Source organism: Halovulum marinum (assembly GCF_009697225.1).
In the GTDB taxonomy this organism is placed as follows: Bacteria; Pseudomonadota; Alphaproteobacteria; order Rhodobacterales; family Rhodobacteraceae; genus Halovulum; species Halovulum marinum.
The window spans coordinates 196243-216406 of record NZ_WIND01000001.1 but is presented as its reverse complement, the minus strand read 5'-3'; the positions used below and the strand labels follow the sequence as shown (position 1 = coordinate 216406).

Here is a 20164-nt window from a genome sequence, read left to right as displayed (position 1 = left end):
GGCGGGGAGAAGGACAGGCGGATGAGCCGGATCGTGTACGTGAACGGGGCGTTCGTGGCCGAGGCCGAGGCGACGATCTCGGTGTTCGACCGGGGCTTCCTGATGGCCGACGGCGTCTACGAGGTGACCTCGGTGCTGGACGGCCGGCTGGTCGATTTCGCCGGTCACATGGCGCGGCTGGAGCGCTCGCTCGCCGAGCTGGAGATGGCCGCCCCCGCGGGGCGCGAGGAACTTGAGTCGATCCACCGCGAGCTGCTGGCGCGCAACGGCGTGACCGAGGGGCTGGTCTACATGCAGGTCACCCGCGGCGCCGCGGACCGGGACTTCCTGTACCCCGACGGCGCCGCGCCCAGCCTGGTGCTGTTCACCCAGAGCAAGCCGCTGATCGACACGCCGGCGGCCGCGCGCGGGCTGAAGGTGATCGTGCTGGACGACATCCGCTGGGGCCGGCGCGACATCAAGACGGTGCAGCTGCTGGCGCCGTCGATGGCGAAGATGGCGGCGAAGGCGGCGGGCAAGGACGACGCGTGGATGGTCGAGGACGGCTTCGTCACCGAGGGCACGTCGAACAACGCCTATATCGTCACCCGCGACGGCGCGATCGTGACCCGGGATCTGTCGCACAGCATCCTGCATGGCATCACCCGTGCCGCGGTACTGCGCCTGGCGCGCGAGGCGCAGATGCGGATCGAGGAGCGGCCCTTCACCATCGCCGAGGCGCAGGACGCCGCCGAGGCGTTCGTCACCTCGGCCTCGTCGTTCGTGCAGCCGGTGGTCGAGATCGACGGCACGGCGCTCGGCGACGGCACGCCCGGCCCGGTGGCGCGGCGGCTGCGCGAGATCTACGTCTCCGAGGCGCTGAAGTCCGCCGTCTAGGGCGCGCGGAAAAACCCGGACGGCGCGCGCATTTCCGGCAGCGCGCGCATCCGGTCCAGCCTGCGCGCCATCGCCGGCGACGGCGCGGCCCCGGCCCGGTGCAGCCATTGCGCTTAGCCCCAGATGTCGCCGGTCGCGGATCGGTCGGCTAAGCCACCGGACGTGTCTTCTGTCGAAAGGCCAGCGACGAGAAATAATCCTTCCAGGATTGGTGCTGGCGGCCTGTGACTTCGGCATAGTTGCCGGGACGGTCGTAGGCGCCCTGGCGGATTCCCTCGTAGATCCCGCCGATGATCGGGCCGATATGATCCCCCAGCTCGGCGCTGCGGTCGGCGGCAAAGTCTTCGGGCGTCATCTCATGGTAGCTCAGACTGGTCCCGAAGGTGCGGTTCAGATACTCCGCCAGCTCTTCTTGCGCGATCGGCGTGCCGTTCAGATCGAAGGTGCCGCCGTTCAGATCATCGCGGGCAAACAGCGCGGCATAGGCATGGGCCAGCTCGGAGCGCGCGGTGTAGCCGCATTTGCCGCTGCCGGCACTGTTGGCGATCTCGCCGCGTGCCCTGTAGCTGTCGATGAATTCGACATCCGGCTCGATATAGATGCCGTTGCGCCCGATGGCCCAGTCCAGACCGCTGGCGCGGATGTCGGCTTCGGTCTGCCGGTTGCTTTTGACCACCGGGGAAAATCGGGTGCCGTCCTCGGGGCCTTCGATGCTGGTATAGACCAGCTTTCGCACACCCGCCGCACGGGCGGCGCCGATCACGTTGCGGTGCTGCCGAATCCGGTGATCCGGCGGCGCCATGCCGGACACGATCACCAGCGCATCGACGCCCGCCAGCGAGGTTTGCAGCAGTTCCGGCTGGTCATAATCGCCCGGGCGCACCTCGATCCCCAGATGGCCGGCCTTGCCGGGCGTGCGGGCCAGTCCGATGACCGGCGCGCGGTCGGGCAGGGCGACAAGTCTGCGCGCGATTTCGCGGCCGAGCTGGCCGGAGACGCCGGTCACGGCGAGTATCGTCATGATCTTTCCTCGATCAGAACTGCGATGGACGGGGCCGCCGGTTCCAGCGGCCCCGCCAAGGCGGGGCGGGTCAGCCGTTATAGGCCTGGCTGACGGCAAAGCTGTCCTCGAACCAATGCCACAGCACCACCTGGCCGTCCTTGACCTTGGCGCGCAGGGCAAAGCTGAATTCGCCCACCTCCTTGCCGGAATGGATGGTGATGCCGTTCATCCTGCCGAAGACGGCGACCGTGTCGCCCGAGGCGAAGGCGTCGGTGTTTTCCCAGGCGGTGGTCCGGAAGTTCTCGGAGAACTTGCCGAGGAAGGCGAAGACGTTCTCCTTGCCGGTCGCGCCGCCGATCCACGGCAGGCTGGCGTCGCCTTCGTTGTGCCAGACCATGTCATCGGCCATCAGCGTGCCCATGGTGTCCATGTCGCCCGATCCCATCGCGCCCATGAAGGCCATGACGGTGTCAAGGCTCGCCTGTGTCCGGTCGTCCATTTCCCGTGCTCCTGCGTGTTGTCCAAGGATGATCGCGAGCGATGCGCCCAGCGAGGTTTTCAGTAGCGTTCTGCGGTTCATGTCTTGCTCCGTTGTGGCGCCCGTATCCGGTTGGGGCGGCTGGTTGCGGTCGGAATTTGCCGGCTTCGTTGTGGGGGGGCATCGGCGGCGGGCATGGGCGCGATGACGTCCCGAAGTTCGACGATCAGCCCGCCTGCGAGGCGGAACAGGTCCTAGTAGGCGGTCGGCACTGTCGTTGTGCTGGATGATGTTCCCTGGCGAAATACTGCTCGACCACATCCGCGTCGGCCGCCAGCGGCGTGTTTTCCGGCGCTTCGGGAACGAAGGCGCCGTTGTCGGCATCGACAGGCAGCGCCGTGAACGGCAGGGTCGCGACGATCGCCGCCGATACCGGAAGCTGGGCGGGGTTCATTGTCGTCTCCTCGGGGGTGGTCGGGACATGCCCGGTTCGCGCTTCGGGCTGGGGCGGGTTGGGCATGTCTTGCAGTGCTCGGGCGGGTGTCAGGTGGCCCGGTTCAGGCCTCGGCACCCTCGGTGATGATCCATGTCAGCTCCGGGTTTTCGCGGAAGGCGAAGCGGTCGAGGTGGCTGGAAATGATCTGGATGATCTTGTCGAGCGTGGGCCGGTCGCTGGCCAGGGCGGTCAGGCCCAGCCCCGCGTCGTCGGCGCGCAAGTCACACTGCCCGAACGGCAGTTCGATCCGCCCGGAGCCGGATTCATGTGTGACCGGAACCTTGTGCCCGAAATGCTTGCAAAGCGTGCCCAGGTAGCGCTCGGCGTGTGCCGTGGCGAAGAATGTGCTGGCCTTCATGGTGTCGTTCCTCGTGTTGCAAGGAACATCTATCCCCGCCGCATTGATCCGGGTATCCATCGTTCACGGAAGACATAGTTCGGGCAGGCGGAATAATGATCGAGCATCTGCGCCACATGGCGATCTTTGCGCGGGTCGTCGACGAGGGGTCGTTCCGGGCGGCGGCAAAGGCCATCGGTCTTGCGCCGTCCCGGGTGAGCGAGACCGTGTCCGAGCTCGAGGCGTTCCTTGGCGTGACGCTGCTGTATCGGACGACGCGCAGGATTGCGCTGACCAACGAGGGGCGGATGTTCTACGCCCGCGTGGCCGAGATGCTGCGCAGCGCGGAGAATGGCTTGAACGAGCTCAACGCCCTGTCGCTGGAGCCTGTGGGTGCGCTGAGGGTGTCGATGCCGGCGTTCATGTCCTCGTCCTCGCTGGCGACGGCCATCGCGGAGTTCGTCCGGCGGCACTCGCAGGTCGCGCTATCGATCACCTTCACCGACGGGCGCACGGAACTGCTGGAAGACGGGTTCGACGTGACCATCCGCGCCGGATGGCTGGACGACAGTTCGATGATGTCGCGCAAGCTGGGCGAAAGCGAGCGCGCGCTGGTGGTGGGGGCGGACTATGCCGCGACCCGCCCACGCCCCGAGCATCCCTCGGAACTGGAGGACTGGGACTGGCTGCGCTACAAGCACCGCTCGGACTATACCACTCTGCACGGACCGGATGGCAATGCGGTCCGGGTTCTGGGGCAGGCCCGGCTCGAGGCCGACAGCATCGACGCGCTCTATCACTTCACGCTTCAGAACCTCGGCGCGACGGTCCTGCCCGAGCACCTCGCCGCCCGTGGCGAAGCCGCGGGCAAGCTGGTGCGTCTGTTGCCTGAATGGCGAATGATCCCGTTGGGCTTCTTCGCCGTCTGGCCGGACACCTCTCGCCGGGAAAGCCTGACGCTGCTCTTCGTGCGCTTTATCGCCGATTGGCAGGCAGAACGCGCATAAGGGCAAGGGGATCTTTGACCGGACCAGATATCGACCCTTGCATGCTTGAATTCGGAGCGTGCCGACCGTTCCGGACGTTCACGCCAAACGCAGCGAAAACCGGCTGTCCGGCCCTTCAATGCCTTGCCGCGGACAGAACCGATTGTCGCCCCTGAAGGCGTTCAGTCGACATGTTCTTCCGGGTATCGCCCAGGGACCTCGGTTCGGTGATCCCGGAGCAGCCCCGCTTCGGGGAAACCCGGAAGGTCGGCCGGTTTCCCGGGACCGGAAGCGACCACGTCATGGCGTGGCCGAGACCGGTCCGAGGCAGGCGGGCCCGGGCGTTCACAACAGCCCTGCTTTTTCTCGTGGATGGCAGGCAAGAAAAAGCCCCGCGCGGGGCGGGGCCTGATCACTGCGGCGCGGGCGCGGCGTTCAGAGCGCGGCCTTGGCCTGATCGACGATGGCGTTGAACGCCTCGGGCTCGTGCACCGCCAGATCGGCCAGCACCTTGCGGTCGACCTCGATGCCGGCCTTGATCAGCCCGCCCATGAACCGCGAGTAGTTCAGGTTTTCGTCATGGGCGCGGACGCCGGCGTTGATGCGCTGGATCCACAGCGCGCGGAACGTGCGCTTCTTGTTCTTGCGGTCGCGGGTGGCGTACTGCTGCGCCTTGTCGACCGCCTGCGTGGCGGTGCGGAAGTTGCGCGAGCGGGCGCCGTAGTAACCCTTGGCGGCCTTGACGACTTTGCGGTGACGGGCGTGAGCGGCGGCGCCGCCTTTAACACGGGACATGGATGCGGCCTCCGGTCAGCGGTTGTAGGGCATGTACGACTTGACGATCTTCTCGTCAGGTGCGCTCAGCGTTCTGGTGCCGCGGGCGTCGCGGATGAACTTGGTCGAGCGCTTGATCATGCCGTGGCGCTTGCCGGCCTGGCCGGCCAGCACGCGGCCGGTGGCGGTCACCTTGAAGCGCTTCTTGGCGCTCGACTTGGTCTTCATCTTGGGCATTTCGGTCTCCTCTCGGGAAGGGATCGTGAAGCGCGACTCGGCAGCCCTTTCGGCCGGCCGCGCCAATGGAAGCGGGGCTATAGCCGGGAAACGCGCGCCGTGCAAGGGCTTGGCCCGAAAGCGGACGGCCGCCGGGGGCGCCGGCGGCCGCGACGCGCGATGCGGCCGGCGTTACTCGGGGCCGCCGGCGAAGATCTTGGCCTCGTCCACCGGGGCGACGCGCAGGATGTTGGTGGTGCCCGGCGTGTTGAACGGCACGCCGGCGGTGACGACGATGAAGTCCTCGTCGCCGCCGAAGCCGTAGGCCTTGGCGGCGCGGGCGGCGCTGACCACGGCCATCTTGAAGCGCTCGACCTCGGCGGTCAGCACGCAGGTCAGGCCCCAGGTCAGGCACAGCCGGCGGGCGGTGCCGGTCTTCGGCGTCAGCGCGATGATCGGCACCCGCGGCTTCTCGCGGCTCATCAGCGAGGCGGTGGTGCCCGAGTGGGTGAAGCAGCAGATCGCCTTGACGTCGGTGGTCTCGGCGACCTCGCGCGCGGCGGCGGTGATCGACTCGCCGACCGAGGCTTTCGACGGCGTGCGCGACGCCTCGATCACCTGGCGGTAGATCTCGTCGTTCTCGACCGATTCGGCGACGGCGCTCATCGTGCGCACCGCCTCGATCGGGTAGTCGCCGGCGGCGGATTCGGCCGACAGCATCACCGCGTCGGCGCCCTCGTAGATCGCCTGCGCCACGTCCGAGACTTCGGCCCGTGTCGGCACCGGGCTGGAGATCATGCTCTCCATCATCTGCGTGGCGACGATCACCGGCTTGCCGACCATGCGGCACTCGCGCACGAGGCGCTTCTGGATCGGCGGCAGCGCCTGCACCGGCAACTCCACGCCAAGGTCGCCGCGGGCGACCATGATGCCGTCCGAGGCGGCGAGGATCTCGGCATAGGCCTTCACCGCAGCGGGTTTCTCGATCTTCGCCAGGATCGCGGCGCGGCCATTGGCCAGGGCGCGGGCCTCGTCGACGTCGGCGGCGCGCTGCACGAAGGACAGCGCCAGCCAGTCGATGCCCAGCTCGCAGACGAATTCCAGATCCTCGCGGTCCTTTTCCGACAGCGCCGCCAGCGGCAGCACCACGTCGGGCACGTTCACGCCCTTGCGGTTCGAGATCTCGCCGCCCACGGCAACCTCGCAGTCGGCGTGGTCGGCGCTGACCGACTTCACCGTCAGCCGGATCTTGCCGTCGTTCACCAGCAGGGTCGACCCCTCGCTCAGCGCCTGGAAGATCTCGGGATGCGGCAGCTGCACGCGCTTGGCGTCGCCGGGCTTGTCATCCAGGTCGAAGCGGAACGCCTGGCCTTCCTCGAGCATGACCGGGCCGTCCTTGAACGTGCCGCAGCGCAGCTTGGGGCCCTGCAGGTCGGCAAGTATGCAGATCGGGCGCTCGAACTCGACCTCGAGATCGCGCAGGATTTCGTGACGGTTGCGGATGTCGTCGTGCGTGCCGTGCGACATGTTCAGGCGGAACACGTCGGCGCCCGCCTCGAACAACGCCTTGATCGTCTCGTAGTCGCTGGATGCCGGGCCGAGAGTGGCCACGATTTTCACGTTGCGATTGCGTCGTAACATCGATCTTCCTGCACGTTCGGGGGGCCTCGGCGCGGCTTATAACGGCAGGAACCGGGAATGTCCGTGAAAAATTCCGGCGACGGGTGCGGTTTTTTGCCGAACGGGGGCCTTTTCCCCGTCGCGGGGTCGGGGTATCGGGTCGGCATGACCTCAGTCAATTCGCCCGATCCCGCGCCGTTCGACCTGCTGGACCCGGATGCGCCGGGGCCGGCGCTGCTGCTGTGCGACCACGCCTCGAACGCGGTGCCCGCGTGGTGCGCCGGCGGCGATCTGGGCCTGTCGGCGGCCGACATGGCCCGGCACATCGCCTGGGATCCGGGCGCGGCCGGGGTGACCCGGCGGCTGGCGCAGGAGTTGCGCGCGCCGGCGGTGATGTCGCGCTTCTCGCGGCTGGTGATCGATCCGAACCGGGGTGCGGACGACCCGACGCTGGTGATGAAGCTCTACGATGGCTCGATCATTCCGGCGAACCGGGATGCCGGGCCGGCCGAGGTCGCGCGCCGGCGGGCGCTGGCCTACGACCCCTATCACGACGCGATCGCCGCGCGGATCGACGCCATGCTGGCGCGCGGCACCACCCCGCACCTGGTGTCGATCCACAGCTTCGCGCCGAAGCTGCGCGGCAAGCCGCCGCGGCCGTGGCACGTCGGCGTGCTGTGGGCGCACGACGACCGGCTGGCGCCGCCGCTGATCGCGCGGCTGCGCGCCGAGGGCGACCTGGTGGTCGGCGACAACGAACCCTACACCGGCCGGCTGGAGGGCGACTGCATGGACCGGCACGGCACGCGGCGCGGCCTGCCGCATGTCCTGATCGAGCTGCGCAACGACCTGATCGCCGACGCGCCGGGGCAGGCGGCCTGGGCGGCGCGGCTGGTGCGGCTGCTGGCCGGGCTGATCCCGGTGGCCGGGGATGCTTGAACGCGGTCGATGACAACCGCCCGCCGGGCACCTAACTGTGGAGCATCGAACGGAGGCCTTGATGGACGATACGACCCGCGTGGAACTGGAAGCCGCCGCCTTCCGCCGCCTGCGCGCGCATCTGCAGGAGCGGACGGACGTGCAGAACATCGACCTGATGAACCTGGCGGGCTTCTGCCGCAACTGCCTGAGCCGCTGGTATCAGGAAGCCGCGAACGAGCGCGGCATCGAGATGGACAAGGACGCCGCCCGCGAGGCGTTCTACGGCGAGCCCTACGACGCCTGGCGCGAGAAGCACCAGACCGAGGCCAGCGCCGCACAGCAGGAAACCTTCGGTCAGGCCGACAAGGGACACTGAGGCGCCGCCGAGGCACCGCGCGGCTCAGAAGATGAAAACGTGCGGCTCAGAAGATGAACATGTCCGCGCTCAGGTCGGCGGCGGTGATCTGGTGCGAGATGTCGATCAGCACCAGCCAGTCGGGGGGCAGGTCGCGCTCGGCGTCGGGCACCGGGATCTTGATCGACAGCCGCCCGACCTTGCGCTCGGTGACCTCGAGGGCGCCGAAGCTGGTGCCGTAGTCGGCCAGGTCGATACGGTCCTTGCCGATCTCGAACCGGCGCACGGTGTCGCGTTCGCCGTCGTATTCGAACAGGAACACATCGGGCAGCGAGGTGCCGAAGATCACCTCCTTCTCGGCGGCGGTGGCCTCGGGGCGCAGCTGCAGGCTGGGCGCGGGCACGCCTTCGGCGAAGATGAAATCGTCGGCTGTCAGCAGGATGCCGTCCGCGGGGATGTCGGCGGCGGCGGGCATGTCGAAGGTGAGGCGGATCCGCTCTTCGTTCAGGTAGTCGACGACGTATTCGGTCAGGCTGATCTGCCGGACCGAGATCTTCGCCCAGGTCGCGTCCCAGGCGCTGATGTCGATCAGGTCGGTTCCGTCCTCGAACCCGAGCACGCTGTCGGTCCGCCCGTCGTTGCTCAGCGTGAACACGGTGCGCCCGTCAAAGCCCTGCAGGGTGTCGCGGCGGTCGGTGTCGGGCAGCACATCGCCGAAGGGCGCGTCGAAGGGGGTGAGGAACATCGCGGCCTCGCTGTGGTTCGCCCCGTGGTGACGCATTCTGGTTAACCGCGGGTTAATCCGGGGCGCCTTGCATTCCGGCCGGTCTGTGGTAGGCCACCCCCGACCCAGAACGCAGGATTCCGGAGTGACGCGCGCATGGACGGGCTGGCCGAGCTGAAGCAGAAGTGGACCGACGCCATCGAGGCGGCCGCCGACGAGGCGGCGCTGGAGGAGGTGCGCGTCGCGGCGCTGGGCAAGAAGGGCGAGGTCAGCCTGAAGATGCGCGCGCTGGGCGCGATGTCGCCCGAGGAACGGCAGAACGCCGGACCGGCGCTGAACGCGCTCAAGACCGAGCTGACCGACGCCGTGCTCGCCCGCCGCGCGGTGCTGGCCGAGGCCGCGCTGACCGCGCGGCTGCAGGCCGAACGCGTCGACGTCACCCTGCCGCCGCGCCCGCGCACCGAGGGCAGCGTGCACCCGGTCAGCCAGGTCACGGACGAGGTCATCGCGATCTTCGCCGATCTCGGTTACGCCGTCGCCGAAGGCCCGCAGGTCGAGACCGACTGGTACAATTTCGACGCGCTGAACATCCCGCCCGAGCACCCCGCCCGGCAGGAGCACGACACCTTCTTCATGCACCGCGAGCCGGGCGACAACCGCCCGCCGCATGTGCTGCGCACCCACACCTCGCCGGTGCAGATCCGCTACATGGAAGAGCACGGCGTGCCCTGCCGGATCATCGCCCCGGGCAGGGTCTACCGCGCCGACTACGACCAGACCCACACGCCGATGTTCCACCAGGTCGAGGGGCTGTGCATCGGCGACGACGTGTCGATGGCGAACCTGAAATGGACGCTGGAGGAGTTCTTCGCCGCCTTCTTCGGGCGCGAGGTGAAGACCCGCTTCCGCGCCTCGCACTTCCCGTTCACCGAGCCGTCCGCCGAGGTCGACATCCAGTGCAGCTGGGAGGGCGGCGCGCTGAAGATCGGCGAGGGCGACGACTGGCTGGAGGTGCTGGGCTCGGGCATGGTGCACCCCAAGGTGCTGGCCGCCGCGAACGTCGATCCGGAGCGATACCAGGGGTTCGCCTTCGGCATGGGCATCGACCGGCTGGCGATGCTGAAATACGGCATGCCCGACCTGCGGGCGTTCTTCGACAGCGACCTGCGCTGGCTGCGGCACTACGGGTTCGCGGCGCTGGACGTGCCGCGCACCTTCGCCTGAGACCCGCGCGGCGCCCCGAGCGCACGGCTTCGCCGACGCGACAGGTTCCGCTTGGTTCCGGAAACGAAAACGGGGCCGCCTGGCCCCTTTGCTTGCCGGTCGGCGCCGCTGCGCCGCCGTTCGCTTCCCCCGACTGCCAGACCCGGCCCGGTTCCTGATGCCTGCCCGGGACCCCCATCCCGGCAATCGCATTGCTGAACCCGAAACGCCAAGCCCCTGGGGGGCGGATCAGCGGCTCATGTCCGCACGGGCCTCGTCGATCTTGCCGTTGATATAGTCGCCGTTGTCCCTGAGCCCGTCCTTGATCATGCTCATGATGGCAATGATGTTCAGACCGACGATGGCGGCCGTCAGCACGACCCAGTCGACCGTGACCGCGCCGGAGTCGTCCCTTCGAAATATTCTAAGCTGTCCAAGCATGCTGCACCTCGCAATCCCTCGCGTTCAACCTGAACGCACATCATCGCCGGAAAAGGGCGTGATTGTGACGATCGTCGGGCCGGTCGAGGGGCAGCCCTGCAAACTTTAGGTTAACCGGCGGAGAATCGCCGGAATCGCGGCGCCTTTGTGGCGCGACCGGGGCCGGAAGGCAGGCCGGGGACGGGCGCGCCCCCTTTCCCTTGCGGCGGGCAGCCGCTAATAGGCCGAAGACCGCTGATCCACGCAAAGGCATGGAAATGAAGTTCACGCTATCCTGGCTGAAGGACCATCTGGAGACCGAGGCCACCCTCGACGAGATCCTCGAGGCGCTGACCGACCTGGGCCTCGAGGTCGAGGAGGTCGTCGACCCCTCGGCCCGGCTGGGCGCCTTCACCGTGGGCGAGGTGCTGCATGCCGAGCCGCATCCGGACGCCGACCGGCTGCGCGTGTGCCGGGTGCTGACAGCCGCCGGCGAGAAGCAGGTGGTCTGCGGCGCGCCGAACGCGCGCACCGGCATCAAGGTCGTGGTGGCGCAGCCCGGCGACTACATCCCGGGCATCGACACCACCATCCAGGTCGGCAAGATCCGCGGCGTCGAAAGCCACGGCATGATGCTTTCCGAGCGCGAGATGGAAATCTCGGACGAGCACGACGGCATCATCGAGCTGGGCGCCGACGCCGTGGTCGGCGCGCGCTACGTCGACTACGCCGGCAAGACCGACCCGGTGATCGAGATCGCCATCACCCCCAACCGCCCCGACGCGCTGGGCGTGCACGGCATCGCCCGCGACCTGGCCGCGCGCGGTCTGGGCACGCTCAGGCCGGTGCCCGAGGTCTCGGTGCCGGGCACGTTCGACAGCCCGATCAAGGTGACGCTGGACGCCAGCGTCCGCGACCGCGCCTGCCCGCTGTTCCTGGGCCGCACCATCCGCGGCGTGCGCAACGGCCCGTCGCCGGCGTGGCTGCAGGACCGGCTGCGCGCCATCGGCCTGCGGCCGATCTCGGCGCTGGTCGACATCACCAACTACATGACCCACGACCTGAACCGGCCGCTGCATGTGTTCGACGCGGACAAGGTCGAGGGCGACCTGCTGGTGCGCACCGCCATCGCCGGCGAGACGCTCGAGGCGCTCGACGACAAGACCTATACCTTCGACGGCACCGAGACTGTGATCGCCGACGCCTCGGGCGTCGAGTCGATCGGCGGCGTGATCGGCGGTGCGCCCACCGGCTGCACCGGGGAAACCGTGAACGTGTTCCTCGAGGGCGCCTATTTCGACCCGGTCCTGACCGCGCAGACCGGGCGCAAGCTGCGCATCGCTTCGGACGCGCGCTACCGCTTCGAGCGCGGCATCGATCCGGAGTTCACCCCGCGCGGCATCGAGATCGCGACGCAGATGATCCTGGAGCTGTGCGGCGGCGAGGCCTCGGCCGTGGTCACCGCCGGCGCGATGCCGCAGACCGCGCGCTTCTACCCGCTCGACAGCGGCCGCGTCTCAAGCCTGGTGGGCATGAACATCGCCGAGCACGAGCAGATCCGGATCCTGACCGCGCTGGGCTTCGGCGTGGCGAAGGAACACGGCGGGATCGAGGTCTGGGTGCCGAGCTGGCGGCCGGACGTGCAGGGCTCGGCCGACCTGGTCGAGGAGATCGCCCGCGTCGCCTCGCTGAGCCGGCTGGAAAGCAGGCCGATGGGCCGTGCGCCCGGCGTCGCCAAGCCGATCCTGACGCCGATGCAGACCCGCGAGGGCACGGTGCGGCGCACGCTCGCCGGGCTGGGGCTGAACGAGTGCGTGACCTATTCGTTCATCGACCGCGCGGCGGCGGAGCTGTTCGGCGGCGGCGCACAGGCGACCGCCCTGGCCAACCCGATCTCGACCGAGATGAGCCACATGCGCCCCGACCTGCTGCCCGCGCTGCTGCGCGCGGCGGCGCGGAACCAGGCGCGCGGCTTCGCCGACCTCGGCCTGTTCGAGGTCGGTCCGGCCTGGACCGGCGGCGAGCCGGACGACCAGCTGCGCCTGGCGGCGGGCCTGCGAGTCGGGCACAGCGGCCCGCGCGATCCGTTCGGCGCGCGCCGTGCGCACGACGTCTACGACGCCCGCGCCGACGCCGAGACCGCGCTGGCGGCGATCGGCGCGCCCGACCGGCTGACGGTCACCGCCACCGCGCCCGGCTGGTTCCATCCGGGACGCTCGGGCGTTCTGGGGCTGGGACCGAAGACGCCGCTGGCGGCGTTCGGCGAGCTGCACCCCGCGGTGCTTCGGGCGCTGGACGTGCAGGGGCCGGCGGTGGCCTTCAGCCTGTTTCTGGACAACGTGCCGATGCCGCGCAAGGCGCAGGCGTCGCGGCCGCCGCTGCGGGTGTCGGACTACCAGGCGGTGGAGCGCGACTTCGCCTTCGTCGTCGACGCCGACACCCCCGCCGACGCGATCCTGCGCGCGGCGAAGGGCGCGGACAAGCAGCTGATCGACGCGGTCAGCGTGTTCGACGTGTTCGCCGGCGAGAAGGCCGAGGCGCAGATGGGGGCGGGCAAGAAGTCCGTCGCCATCGCCGTCCGTCTGCAGCCGACCGGGGGCACGCTGACCGACAAGCAGATCGAGGCCGTCGCCGACAAGGTGGTGGCGCAGGTGAAGAAGGCCACCGGCGGCACGCTGCGCGGCTGAGGACGGCCCCCGCGCGCCGGCCGGGGCGCGGGGCGGAAGACGAACGAAGGGAGAGGTCATGCAGCTTAAGGTCTATCTGTCCGGCGAGATCCACACCGACTGGCGCGACGAGATCCGCGCCGGCGTCAAGGCCGCGGGGCTGGACGTGCGGTTTTCGGAGCCGGTGACCGATCACGCGGCCTCGGACGACTGCGGCGTCGCCATCCTGGGCGACGAGCAGGACAAGTTCTGGCACGACCACAAGGGCGCGCTGCTGAACAGCATCCGCACCCGCAAGGGGATCGAGGATGCCGACGTGGTCGTGGTCCGTTTCGGCGACAAGTACCGGCAGTGGAACGCGGCGTTCGACGCCGGCTACGCCGCCGCGCTGGGCAAGTCGCTGATCGTCCTGCACGGCGCCGAGCATGCCCACGCCCTGAAGGAGGTCGACGCCGCCGCCCAGGCCGTCGCCGAGACCCCCGCACAGGTGGTGTCGCTGCTGCGCTACGTTCTGACCGGCGCGCTGCCGCGCGGCTGATCACGGCAGAAATGTTGGCAGCACTCACCGGGTGCTGCTGACAATATGCTGATAATGCACACAAAAAACAAAAAAATGACTTGCCCGTGACAGGGTCCGCACCCACCATTTCCGCATCGGGTCAACGACAGGGGCTTGCATGCGGATCTCCAGCGAAACCGAAAAGATGCTTCTGGGTCACGGTCTGACCACGGCCGAGATCCTCTACCGGATGCCGGACTGCCAGACCCTTCTGCAGTCCTTCACCTGGCAGGAATACGATACCGCGCCCGAATTTCCGCGGCTTAACGCCTTTCTGGAGTTCTGGCGCGAACGGCTGGACGGGCCGCTGCATTCGGTGCGCTATTCGCACCAGCACCTGGTGCGCCCGGGCGAGTGGCGCAAGGTCGACGGACTGCTCACCCTGCACTAGGCGTGCAACAGCGCGCGGCCATTTCCGCCCGAGCCCCGCGCGGCGCTTGCGCGCCGTGACCGCCGCTGACTAGCCTCGATCGGCACACGCAGGTGCAGATCTGATCGGAGCGAGACGGCATGCTGAAAGAATTCAAGGATTTCATCGCCCGCGGCAACGTCATGGACATGGCGGTGGGGATCATCATCGGCGCCGCCTTCACGGCGATCGTCACCTCGATGGTCAACGACCTGATCCAGCCGATCATCGGCCTGATCCTGGGCGGGGTGGATTTCACCAACTACTTCGTCACCCTCGACGGCGGCGACTACGCCACCCTGGCCGCGGCCGAGGAGGCCGGCGCCGCGACCTTCAACTACGGCAAGTTCCTTACCGCGCTGATCAATTTCCTGATCATCGCCTTCGTGGTGTTCATGCTGGTCAAGCTGGTGAACCGGGTCAAGGAGGCCGCGTGGCGCGAGGCGCAGGAAAGCCCCGAAGAAGCGCCCGCGCCCGACAGGCCGTCGCAGGAGCAGCTGCTGGCCGAGATCCGCGACCTGCTGGCCGGCCGCGCCGCCTAGAGCAGCCACAGGCCCAGATAGAGCACGCCCATGCCGCCGACGATGGCGCCCAGCACCGACCGGGTCGCGGCGCCGATCGCCAGCGCCGCGCCGGTCGCCAGCAGCCGCGCCGGATCGGGCTGGCCGCCGGTCGCTGCCGGCCACACTGCCAGCGGCGCCACCAGCCCCGGCAGCACCGCGACCGGTACATAGCGCAGGCAGCGCATCACGAACGGCGGCAGTTCGCGGTCGCCGATCAGCCCCAGGAACGACAGCCGGATCAGGTAGGTACCCAGCCCCAGAGCCGCGATCAGCGCCCAGACCTGAAGCTCGCCCCAGCCGCCGCTCATGGCCGCGCCTCCTGCCGCGGGCGCCCCGGCCCCCAGGTCTCGACCGCCGCGCCGGCCAGCATCGCGCAGCCGGCCGCGACCAGCAGGCCGAGGCCGAAGGGCATCCACGCCAGCGCCAGCGCCAGCACCACTGAGACCAGTGCCGCCGTCACGTGGGCCAGGCTTTTCAGCTGCGGCGCGACCAGCGCCAGGAAGGTGACCGGCACCGCGAAATCCAGCGCCAGCGCCTCGGGGATCGCCGTGCCCGCAACGGCGCCGACGAAGGTGAACACGTACCAGGCCGGGCACACCGCCAGCACCGCGCCGGAATAGAACGCCAGCTTGTCGCGCAGGCCCAGCCCCGGCCGGTCCTGGAAATAGGTGATCGAGGCGCCGTAGGTCTGGTCAACAAGGGTATAGGCCACCAGCGCCCGTTGCCACAGCGGCGCGTGGCCCAGGTGCGCCGCCAGCGAGGCCGAGTACATCGCCATCCGCAGGTTGACCGCCAGCGCCGTGACCAGCGCCACCAGCAGCGGCGCGTTGTCGGCGATCAGCTGCAGCGCGGTGAACTGCGACGCGCCCGCGATCACCAGCGCCGACATCGCCATGGTCTGACCCAGGTCCAGGCCGGTTTCGACCGCCAGCACGCCGAACAGCAGCGAGAACGGGATCAGGACCAGAAGGAACGGCAGGCCGCCCCGGAAGCCGGCCAGGAAATGCGTGCGCGCGGTGTTCATGCGGCCTCGCCTACGATGCCGCATGCGGATTGTAAAACCATCTTCCGTGATCTTGCCAATTTCCGGTCGTGGTGGTTTCGTGCCGCCCGACAGGAGGCCCTTGCGATGCCCGACCTACCGATCCTGCCCGACCCCGACGATCCGCGCCTGACACGGCCGGTCGAGGCCGTCGACCAGCACGGCGTGCGGCAGCAGATCCGCGTTGTCGAGGAACGGCCGCTGACGATCTATCTCAACAGCCAGGAGATCGTCACCGCGATGACCATCGGCGATCATCCCGAGTTCCTGGCGGTGGGCTATCTGCGCAACCAGGGCATGTTGCTGGACGCCGACGAGATCACCGGCGTCAGCTTCGACGACGAGGTCGCGGCCGTGGTCGTGCGCACCGCCCGCGCCACCGACTACGAGGACAAGCTGCAGCGCAAGACCCGCACCTCGGGCTGCGCCGTGGGCACGGTGTTCGGCGACATGATGGAGGGGCTGGAGGGCCTCACCCTGCCGGATGCGCCGGTCCGGACCTCGGATCTCTATGCGCTGGCGCACCGGATCAACACGCTGCCCAGCCTTTATCTGGCGGCGGGGGCGATCCACGGCACCGTGCTGTGCCAGGGGCCCGAGGTGCTGGTCTACATGGAAGATGTCGGCCGTCACAACGCCGTCGACAAGATTGCCGGCTGGATGCGGCTGCAGGGCGTGGCGGGCGGCGACAAGATCCTTTACACCACCGGGCGGCTGACGTCGGAGATGGTGATCAAGACCGCGCTGATGGGCATTCCGGTGCTGGCGTCCCGCTCGGGCTTCACCGCCTGGGGGGTGGAGATCGCCCGTCAGATCGGCCTGACGCTGATCGGCCGGATGCGCGGCCAGCGTTTCCTGTGTCTCGCGGGCGAGGCGCGGCTGCAGCGCGACGCCGACCCCGGCCGCGCCCCCGAGGAGCCGCGCGGCGCGCGCCGCAAGGGGGCCGCCGATGGCTGAGATCCTGGGCGTGGTGCTGGCCGGCGGGCTGGCCACGCGAATGGGCGGCGGCGACAAGTGCCTGCTGACGCTGGGGCAGGGAACGCTGCTGAGCGTCGTGCTGGACCGGCTGCGACCGCAGGTGCCCGAGGTGGTGCTGAACGCCAACGGCGATCCGGCGCGGTTCGCGGGATACGGTCTGGACGTGGTGCCGGACGGCGTCGCGGATCGCCCCGGCCCGCTGGCCGGGGTGCTGGCGGGGCTGGACGCGGCGGCGGCGCGCGGGCTGGCGCAGATCGTCACCGTTGCCGGCGACACGCCGTTCTTTCCCCGCGACCTGGTGGCCGCGCTGACCGCCGCCGCCCGCGCCGAGGGCACGCCGATCGCGCTGGCGGCGACGCCCGATCCGGACCGCGGCATCGCCCGGCACCCGACCTTCGGTCTCTGGCCGGTCGCGCTGCGCGACGATCTGCGCGCCGCGCTGGCCGGCGGCACCCGCAAGGTGGTCGCCTGGACCGACCGGCACGGCGCGGCCAGCGCGATGTTCCCCGCCGACGGCCCCGAGGGCGATCCGTTCTTCAACGTCAACACGCCGGCGGACCTGGACGCCGCCCGCCAGCGCCTCGGGGCCGCGCCGTGAGGCTTTACGGGGTCACCGGACGCAAGAACCAGGGCAAGACCACGCTGGTCGAGCGGCTGGTGGCGCATTTCAGCGCTCGGGGCCTGCGGGTCTCGACGGTCAAGCACACCCACCACGGCGTCGATCTGGAGGTGCCGGGCACCGACACCCACCGGCACCGGCAGGCCGGCGCCGGCGAGGTGGTGCTGGCCTCGGACGCGCGGCTCGCCTTCCTGCACGAGCTGCGCGGCGAGGCGTGGGACCTGCCCCGCATCCTTGCCGCGATGCAACCGGCCGACCTGGTGCTGGTCGAGGGCTACAAGTCCGCCCCGCACCGCAAGATCGAGGTCTGGCGCGGCGCGTCCGAGCCGCCGCTGGCGCAGCAGAACCCGACGATCCGGGCGCTGGCCGGCGACGGCTCGGCCGCGCCGGCCGGGCTGCCGGTTTTCGGCGCGGACGACGTCGCGGCGATCGCCGCCTTCATCCTGCGGGATGCCGGGGAATGAGCGGAACGCCGAAGCTGCGCAACGACTGCTTCGCGCTGCCGGCCGGCGTCGACTGGACCCCGGTCGACACCGCGCTGGCGCGGCTGCGCGACGGGCTGGCGCCGGTGACGGGGGCCGAGACGGTGCCGCTGGACCGCGCGCTGGGGCGCGTGCTGGCGGAACCGCTGGTCGCCGCGCGCGCCAACCCGCCCAGCGCCAACACCGCCGTCGACGGCTATGGCCTGCGCCACGCCGACCTGCCCGACGCCGGAGAGGTCACCTTGCAGCTGGCCCAGGGGCGCGCGGCGGCGGGCGCGCCGTTCGCGGGGTCGCTGCCGCCGGGGCACGCCGTCCGGGTGCTGACCGGCGCGGTGCTGCCCGAGGGCGTGGATACGGTGATCCTGCAGGAGGACGTGACCGCGGCGGGCGGCGCGATCCGCTTCCGCGCCGGGCTTAGGCGCGGCGCCAACTGCCGCCGCGCCGGCGAGGACGTGGCCGCGGGCGCGCAGGCGCTGCCGGGGGGGCACATGCTGCGGCCACAGGATCTGGCCCTTGCCGCCGCGCTGGGACACGGCGCGCTGGCGGTGCGCGCGCCGCTGCGGGTCGCGGTGCTGTCCACCGGCGACGAGTTGCGCCCGGCCGGCGCGGCGGCGCTGCCGCACCAGACCTTCGACGCCAACCGGCCGATGCTGCTGGCGCTGCTCGCCCGCTGGGGAATGGTGCCGGTGGACCTGGGCGCGGCCGCCGACGACGCCGGGCAGGTGCGCGCGCGGCTGGAGCGCGGCGCGGCGCAGGCCGACGCCGTGATCGCCACCGGCGGCGCGTCGGCGGGCGACGAGGACCACGTCTCGGCGGTGCTGCGCGCCTCGGGCAAGCTCGAGACCTGGCGGATCGCGATGAAGCCGGGCCGGCCGCTGGCGCTGGCGAACTGGGACGGGGTGCCGGTGTTCGGGCTGCCCGGCAACCCGGTCGCCGCCTTCGTCTGCGCGCTGGTCTTCGCCCGCCCGGCGCTGCTGCTGCTGGCCGGCGCGGGATGGCGTGCACCACTGGCGCTGACCGTGCCGGCGGCCTTTTCCAAGCGCAAGAAGCCGGGCCGCCGGGAATACCTGCGTGCGCGCCTCGACGCGCAGGGCCGGGCCGAGGTCTTCGCCTCGGAAGGCTCGGGGCGGATCTCGGGGCTCAGCTGGGCCGAGGGGCTGGTCGAATTGCCCGACGCCGCGCTCGACGTCGCGCCCGGCACGCCGGTGCGGTACCTGCCCTTCGCCGGATTCGGCGTGTGACCGTCGCAGCGCCGGGCGCGCCGCGTGCGGCGCGGCGGGCCGCGCAGGTGCACACCGCCGCCTTCTACGCGGCGATGTTCGCGGTGATGGGCGCGCATTTGCCGTTCTGGCCGATCTGGCTGGCGGACTGGGGGCTGAGCGCCGGCGAGGTCGGCCTGTTCATGACCCTCGGCGTCGCGACCCGGGTCGTCGCCGGGCTGGGCTTTCCGGTGCTCGCCGACCGGCTGGACCGGCGCCGGCTGGTGATGGTGGCGCTGTGCCTGGCGGCGGCGGCGGTGTTCGCGGCGCACGCGGCGATCGGCGACCGGGCGCTGCTGCTGGTCGCCACGCTGCTCACCGGCGCGGCGCTGGCGGGCGTGTTGCCGCTGGGCGAGGCCCTGGGCGCGGGCGCGGCGCGCGCCGGCGGCTTTGCCTACGGCCCGGTGCGGGCCATCGGCTCGGTCGCGTTCCTGGTGGCGAACCTGGCGCTGGGCGCGCTGATCGCGCCGTTGGGGCCGGGCGCGGTGCTGTGGTGGATCGTCGCCGGCCTGCTGCTGACGGCGGCGCTGGGCCGGCGGCACCCGGGCGGCGGCACGCTGCGCGGCCACAAGCCCCCGTCGCTGCCGCAGATCGGCCGGATGCTGACGCATCCGGTCTTCCTGCTGTTCACCCTCGGCATCGCGCTGAGCCTGTCCAGCCACGCGGTCTATTACGTCTACGGCTCGGTGCACTGGCGCGCGCTGGGCATCGCCGACGGCACCATCGGCGCGCTGTGGGCGTTCTCCGTCGCGGTCGAGATCGCGGTGATGCTGCTGGCCGCCCCCTACCTTCTGCGGCGGATCGGGCCGATCGGGATGATGGCGCTGTCGGGCATCGGCGGCATCCTGCGCTGGGGCGCGATGATGTTCGATCCCGGCGTCGCCTGGCTGTGGCCGCTGCAGGCAATGCATTCGCTGACCTTCGTCGCCGGCCACCTCGGCGCCATCGCCTTCGTGCAGGCGGCGGTGCCCGAGCGCTACGGCGCCTCGGCGCAGGGCGCATACCTCGGCCTGGGCGGCGGGGTGATGACCGCCGTCGGCATGGGGCTGGCGGCGGTGGTCTACCCGCGCGCGGGCGGGCTGACCTACGGCATCGCGGTGGCGATGTCGGCGGCGGGCCTGGTGCTGATCCTGCGGCTGCGCAGCCGCTGGCGCGGCGCGGAGCTGGACATTTGAAGG

The 20164-nt window shown here is 70.1% G+C and carries 25 protein-coding genes; 14 read left to right on the top strand and 11 right to left on the bottom strand.

Annotated elements, in window-relative coordinates:
- Positions 1 to 21 precede the first annotated feature (21 nt).
- Positions 22 to 876, top strand: a complete 855-nt coding sequence (locus GE300_RS01160; RefSeq protein WP_154444069.1) for a D-amino-acid transaminase — start codon at positions 22 to 24, stop codon at positions 874 to 876.
- Between the two features lie 148 nt (positions 877 to 1024).
- On the opposite strand, the gene GE300_RS01155 is transcribed toward GE300_RS01160, so the two are convergent.
- From GE300_RS01155 to GE300_RS01140, 4 genes are all read right to left on the bottom strand, one after another.
- Positions 1025 to 1897, bottom strand: a complete 873-nt coding sequence (locus GE300_RS01155) for an NAD(P)H-binding protein (RefSeq protein WP_154444067.1) — start codon at positions 1895 to 1897, stop codon at positions 1025 to 1027.
- Positions 1898 to 1967: 70 nt separating this feature from the next.
- The gene (locus GE300_RS01150; RefSeq protein ID WP_233416691.1) at positions 1968 to 2378 is read right to left on the bottom strand and encodes a nuclear transport factor 2 family protein; all 411 of its coding nucleotides are present in this window, start codon (positions 2376 to 2378) and stop codon (positions 1968 to 1970) included.
- A 205-nt stretch (positions 2379 to 2583) separates the two neighbouring features.
- Positions 2584 to 2811, bottom strand: a complete 228-nt coding sequence (locus GE300_RS01145; RefSeq protein WP_154444065.1) for a hypothetical protein — start codon at positions 2809 to 2811, stop codon at positions 2584 to 2586.
- 103 nt (positions 2812 to 2914) lie between these two features.
- Entirely contained in the window at positions 2915 to 3211 is a 297-nt protein-coding gene (locus GE300_RS01140; RefSeq protein WP_154444063.1) for a DUF2218 domain-containing protein, read from the bottom strand.
- 95 nt (positions 3212 to 3306) lie between these two features.
- Between GE300_RS01140 and GE300_RS01135 the strand changes: the two genes are divergently transcribed.
- A complete protein-coding gene (locus tag GE300_RS01135; RefSeq protein ID WP_154444061.1) occupies positions 3307 to 4197 on the top strand; it encodes a LysR family transcriptional regulator in 891 nt (296 codons plus the stop codon).
- A 414-nt stretch (positions 4198 to 4611) separates the two neighbouring features.
- Here GE300_RS01135 and rplT read toward each other — a convergent pair whose 3' ends face one another.
- From rplT to pyk, 3 genes are all read right to left on the bottom strand, one after another.
- Positions 4612 to 4971 carry a 50S ribosomal protein L20 gene (gene rplT / locus GE300_RS01130; RefSeq protein WP_154444059.1) on the bottom strand — a complete coding sequence of 120 codons (360 nt, stop codon included), beginning with the start codon at positions 4969 to 4971 and terminating at the stop codon, positions 4612 to 4614.
- Between the two features lie 15 nt (positions 4972 to 4986).
- On the bottom strand, positions 4987 to 5187 hold the full coding sequence (rpmI, locus tag GE300_RS01125; RefSeq protein ID WP_154444057.1) for a 50S ribosomal protein L35: 201 nt from the start codon (positions 5185 to 5187) through the stop codon (positions 4987 to 4989).
- A 171-nt stretch (positions 5188 to 5358) separates the two neighbouring features.
- The gene (gene pyk / locus GE300_RS01120; protein WP_154444055.1) at positions 5359 to 6807 is read right to left on the bottom strand and encodes a pyruvate kinase; all 1449 of its coding nucleotides are present in this window, start codon (positions 6805 to 6807) and stop codon (positions 5359 to 5361) included.
- A 144-nt stretch (positions 6808 to 6951) separates the two neighbouring features.
- Between pyk and GE300_RS01115 the strand changes: the two genes are divergently transcribed.
- Both GE300_RS01115 and GE300_RS01110 read left to right on the top strand, forming a co-directional pair.
- The gene (locus GE300_RS01115) at positions 6952 to 7725 is read left to right on the top strand and encodes an N-formylglutamate amidohydrolase (RefSeq protein ID WP_154444053.1); all 774 of its coding nucleotides are present in this window, start codon (positions 6952 to 6954) and stop codon (positions 7723 to 7725) included.
- A gap of 61 nt (positions 7726 to 7786) precedes the next feature.
- On the top strand, positions 7787 to 8083 hold the full coding sequence (locus tag GE300_RS01110; protein WP_154444051.1) for a DUF1244 domain-containing protein: 297 nt from the start codon (positions 7787 to 7789) through the stop codon (positions 8081 to 8083).
- A 46-nt stretch (positions 8084 to 8129) separates the two neighbouring features.
- Here GE300_RS01110 and GE300_RS01105 read toward each other — a convergent pair whose 3' ends face one another.
- Positions 8130 to 8807, bottom strand: coding sequence for a hypothetical protein (locus tag GE300_RS01105; RefSeq protein ID WP_154444049.1), 678 nt, complete (start codon positions 8805 to 8807; stop codon positions 8130 to 8132).
- Positions 8808 to 8951: 144 nt separating this feature from the next.
- Between GE300_RS01105 and pheS the strand changes: the two genes are divergently transcribed.
- Complete coding sequence (pheS, locus tag GE300_RS01100; RefSeq protein ID WP_154444761.1) at positions 8952 to 10010, top strand: phenylalanine--tRNA ligase subunit alpha; 1059 nt, start codon at positions 8952 to 8954, stop codon at positions 10008 to 10010.
- 228 nt (positions 10011 to 10238) lie between these two features.
- On the opposite strand, the gene GE300_RS01095 is transcribed toward pheS, so the two are convergent.
- The gene (locus tag GE300_RS01095) at positions 10239 to 10430 is read right to left on the bottom strand and encodes a hypothetical protein (RefSeq protein WP_154444047.1); all 192 of its coding nucleotides are present in this window, start codon (positions 10428 to 10430) and stop codon (positions 10239 to 10241) included.
- A 257-nt stretch (positions 10431 to 10687) separates the two neighbouring features.
- Here GE300_RS01095 and pheT point away from each other — a divergent pair, with 257 nt between their 5' ends.
- From pheT to mscL, 4 genes are all read left to right on the top strand, one after another.
- Entirely contained in the window at positions 10688 to 13096 is a 2409-nt protein-coding gene (gene pheT / locus GE300_RS01090) for a phenylalanine--tRNA ligase subunit beta (protein WP_154444045.1), read from the top strand.
- A gap of 58 nt (positions 13097 to 13154) precedes the next feature.
- Positions 13155 to 13613: a YtoQ family protein gene (locus GE300_RS01085; RefSeq protein WP_154444043.1), complete on the top strand. Its 459-nt coding sequence runs from the start codon at positions 13155 to 13157 to the stop codon at positions 13611 to 13613.
- Positions 13614 to 13752: 139 nt separating this feature from the next.
- A complete protein-coding gene (locus GE300_RS01080) occupies positions 13753 to 14025 on the top strand; it encodes an usg protein (RefSeq protein ID WP_154444041.1) in 273 nt (90 codons plus the stop codon).
- 119 nt (positions 14026 to 14144) lie between these two features.
- Positions 14145 to 14585, top strand: a complete 441-nt coding sequence (gene mscL / locus GE300_RS01075) for a large conductance mechanosensitive channel protein MscL (protein WP_154444039.1) — start codon at positions 14145 to 14147, stop codon at positions 14583 to 14585.
- On the opposite strand, the gene GE300_RS01070 is transcribed toward mscL, so the two are convergent.
- Entirely contained in the window at positions 14582 to 14914 is a 333-nt protein-coding gene (locus GE300_RS01070; RefSeq protein ID WP_154444037.1) for an AzlD domain-containing protein, read from the bottom strand. The genes mscL and GE300_RS01070 overlap by 4 nt on opposite strands.
- Positions 14911 to 15630: an AzlC family ABC transporter permease gene (locus GE300_RS01065; protein WP_154444035.1), complete on the bottom strand. Its 720-nt coding sequence runs from the start codon at positions 15628 to 15630 to the stop codon at positions 14911 to 14913. Before GE300_RS01065 ends, GE300_RS01070 begins: the two co-directional genes overlap by 4 nt.
- Before the next feature lie 105 nt (positions 15631 to 15735).
- Between GE300_RS01065 and GE300_RS01060 the strand changes: the two genes are divergently transcribed.
- Genes GE300_RS01060 through GE300_RS01040 form a run of 5 tightly spaced genes read left to right on the top strand, consistent with a single transcriptional unit; the run spans position 15736 to position 20161 of the window.
- Complete coding sequence (locus tag GE300_RS01060; protein ID WP_154444033.1) at positions 15736 to 16605, top strand: formate dehydrogenase accessory sulfurtransferase FdhD; 870 nt, start codon at positions 15736 to 15738, stop codon at positions 16603 to 16605.
- A complete protein-coding gene (mobA, locus tag GE300_RS01055; RefSeq protein ID WP_154444031.1) occupies positions 16598 to 17224 on the top strand; it encodes a molybdenum cofactor guanylyltransferase MobA in 627 nt (208 codons plus the stop codon). Before GE300_RS01060 ends, mobA begins: the two co-directional genes overlap by 8 nt.
- A complete protein-coding gene (gene mobB / locus GE300_RS01050; protein ID WP_325063052.1) occupies positions 17221 to 17709 on the top strand; it encodes a molybdopterin-guanine dinucleotide biosynthesis protein B in 489 nt (162 codons plus the stop codon). The genes mobA and mobB overlap by 4 nt, the downstream gene beginning before the upstream one ends.
- The gene (locus GE300_RS01045) at positions 17706 to 18968 is read left to right on the top strand and encodes a molybdopterin-binding protein (protein ID WP_154444029.1); all 1263 of its coding nucleotides are present in this window, start codon (positions 17706 to 17708) and stop codon (positions 18966 to 18968) included. The genes mobB and GE300_RS01045 overlap by 4 nt, the downstream gene beginning before the upstream one ends.
- Positions 18965 to 20161: an MFS transporter gene (locus tag GE300_RS01040; RefSeq protein WP_154444027.1), complete on the top strand. Its 1197-nt coding sequence runs from the start codon at positions 18965 to 18967 to the stop codon at positions 20159 to 20161. Before GE300_RS01045 ends, GE300_RS01040 begins: the two co-directional genes overlap by 4 nt.
- Positions 20162 to 20164: the final 3 nt, after the last annotated feature.

Excerpts from the sequence above, each read along its gene's own strand:
- GE300_RS01160 (WP_154444069.1), top strand. The coding sequence starts at position 22 with ATGAGCCGGATCGTGTACGTGAACGGGGCGTTCGTGGCCGAGGCCGAG.
- GE300_RS01155 (WP_154444067.1), bottom strand. The coding sequence starts at position 1,897 with ATGACGATACTCGCCGTGACCGGCGTCTCCGGCCAGCTCGGCCGCGAA.
- GE300_RS01150 (WP_233416691.1), bottom strand. The coding sequence starts at position 2,378 with ATGGACGACCGGACACAGGCGAGCCTTGACACCGTCATGGCCTTCATG.
- GE300_RS01145 (WP_154444065.1), bottom strand. The coding sequence starts at position 2,811 with ATGAACCCCGCCCAGCTTCCGGTATCGGCGGCGATCGTCGCGACCCTG.
- GE300_RS01140 (WP_154444063.1), bottom strand. The coding sequence starts at position 3,211 with ATGAAGGCCAGCACATTCTTCGCCACGGCACACGCCGAGCGCTACCTG.
- GE300_RS01135 (WP_154444061.1), top strand. The coding sequence starts at position 3,307 with ATGATCGAGCATCTGCGCCACATGGCGATCTTTGCGCGGGTCGTCGAC.
- rplT (WP_154444059.1), bottom strand. The coding sequence starts at position 4,971 with ATGTCCCGTGTTAAAGGCGGCGCCGCCGCTCACGCCCGTCACCGCAAA.
- rpmI (WP_154444057.1), bottom strand. The coding sequence starts at position 5,187 with ATGCCCAAGATGAAGACCAAGTCGAGCGCCAAGAAGCGCTTCAAGGTG.
- pyk (WP_154444055.1), bottom strand. The coding sequence starts at position 6,807 with ATGTTACGACGCAATCGCAACGTGAAAATCGTGGCCACTCTCGGCCCG.
- GE300_RS01115 (WP_154444053.1), top strand. The coding sequence starts at position 6,952 with ATGACCTCAGTCAATTCGCCCGATCCCGCGCCGTTCGACCTGCTGGAC.
- GE300_RS01110 (WP_154444051.1), top strand. The coding sequence starts at position 7,787 with ATGGACGATACGACCCGCGTGGAACTGGAAGCCGCCGCCTTCCGCCGC.
- GE300_RS01105 (WP_154444049.1), bottom strand. The coding sequence starts at position 8,807 with ATGTTCCTCACCCCCTTCGACGCGCCCTTCGGCGATGTGCTGCCCGAC.
- GE300_RS01095 (WP_154444047.1), bottom strand. The coding sequence starts at position 10,430 with ATGCTTGGACAGCTTAGAATATTTCGAAGGGACGACTCCGGCGCGGTC.
- pheT (WP_154444045.1), top strand. The coding sequence starts at position 10,688 with ATGAAGTTCACGCTATCCTGGCTGAAGGACCATCTGGAGACCGAGGCC.
- GE300_RS01085 (WP_154444043.1), top strand. The coding sequence starts at position 13,155 with ATGCAGCTTAAGGTCTATCTGTCCGGCGAGATCCACACCGACTGGCGC.
- GE300_RS01080 (WP_154444041.1), top strand. The coding sequence starts at position 13,753 with ATGCGGATCTCCAGCGAAACCGAAAAGATGCTTCTGGGTCACGGTCTG.
- mscL (WP_154444039.1), top strand. The coding sequence starts at position 14,145 with ATGCTGAAAGAATTCAAGGATTTCATCGCCCGCGGCAACGTCATGGAC.
- GE300_RS01070 (WP_154444037.1), bottom strand. The coding sequence starts at position 14,914 with ATGAGCGGCGGCTGGGGCGAGCTTCAGGTCTGGGCGCTGATCGCGGCT.
- GE300_RS01065 (WP_154444035.1), bottom strand. The coding sequence starts at position 15,630 with ATGAACACCGCGCGCACGCATTTCCTGGCCGGCTTCCGGGGCGGCCTG.
- GE300_RS01060 (WP_154444033.1), top strand. The coding sequence starts at position 15,736 with ATGCCCGACCTACCGATCCTGCCCGACCCCGACGATCCGCGCCTGACA.
- mobA (WP_154444031.1), top strand. The coding sequence starts at position 16,598 with ATGGCTGAGATCCTGGGCGTGGTGCTGGCCGGCGGGCTGGCCACGCGA.
- GE300_RS01045 (WP_154444029.1), top strand. The coding sequence starts at position 17,706 with ATGAGCGGAACGCCGAAGCTGCGCAACGACTGCTTCGCGCTGCCGGCC.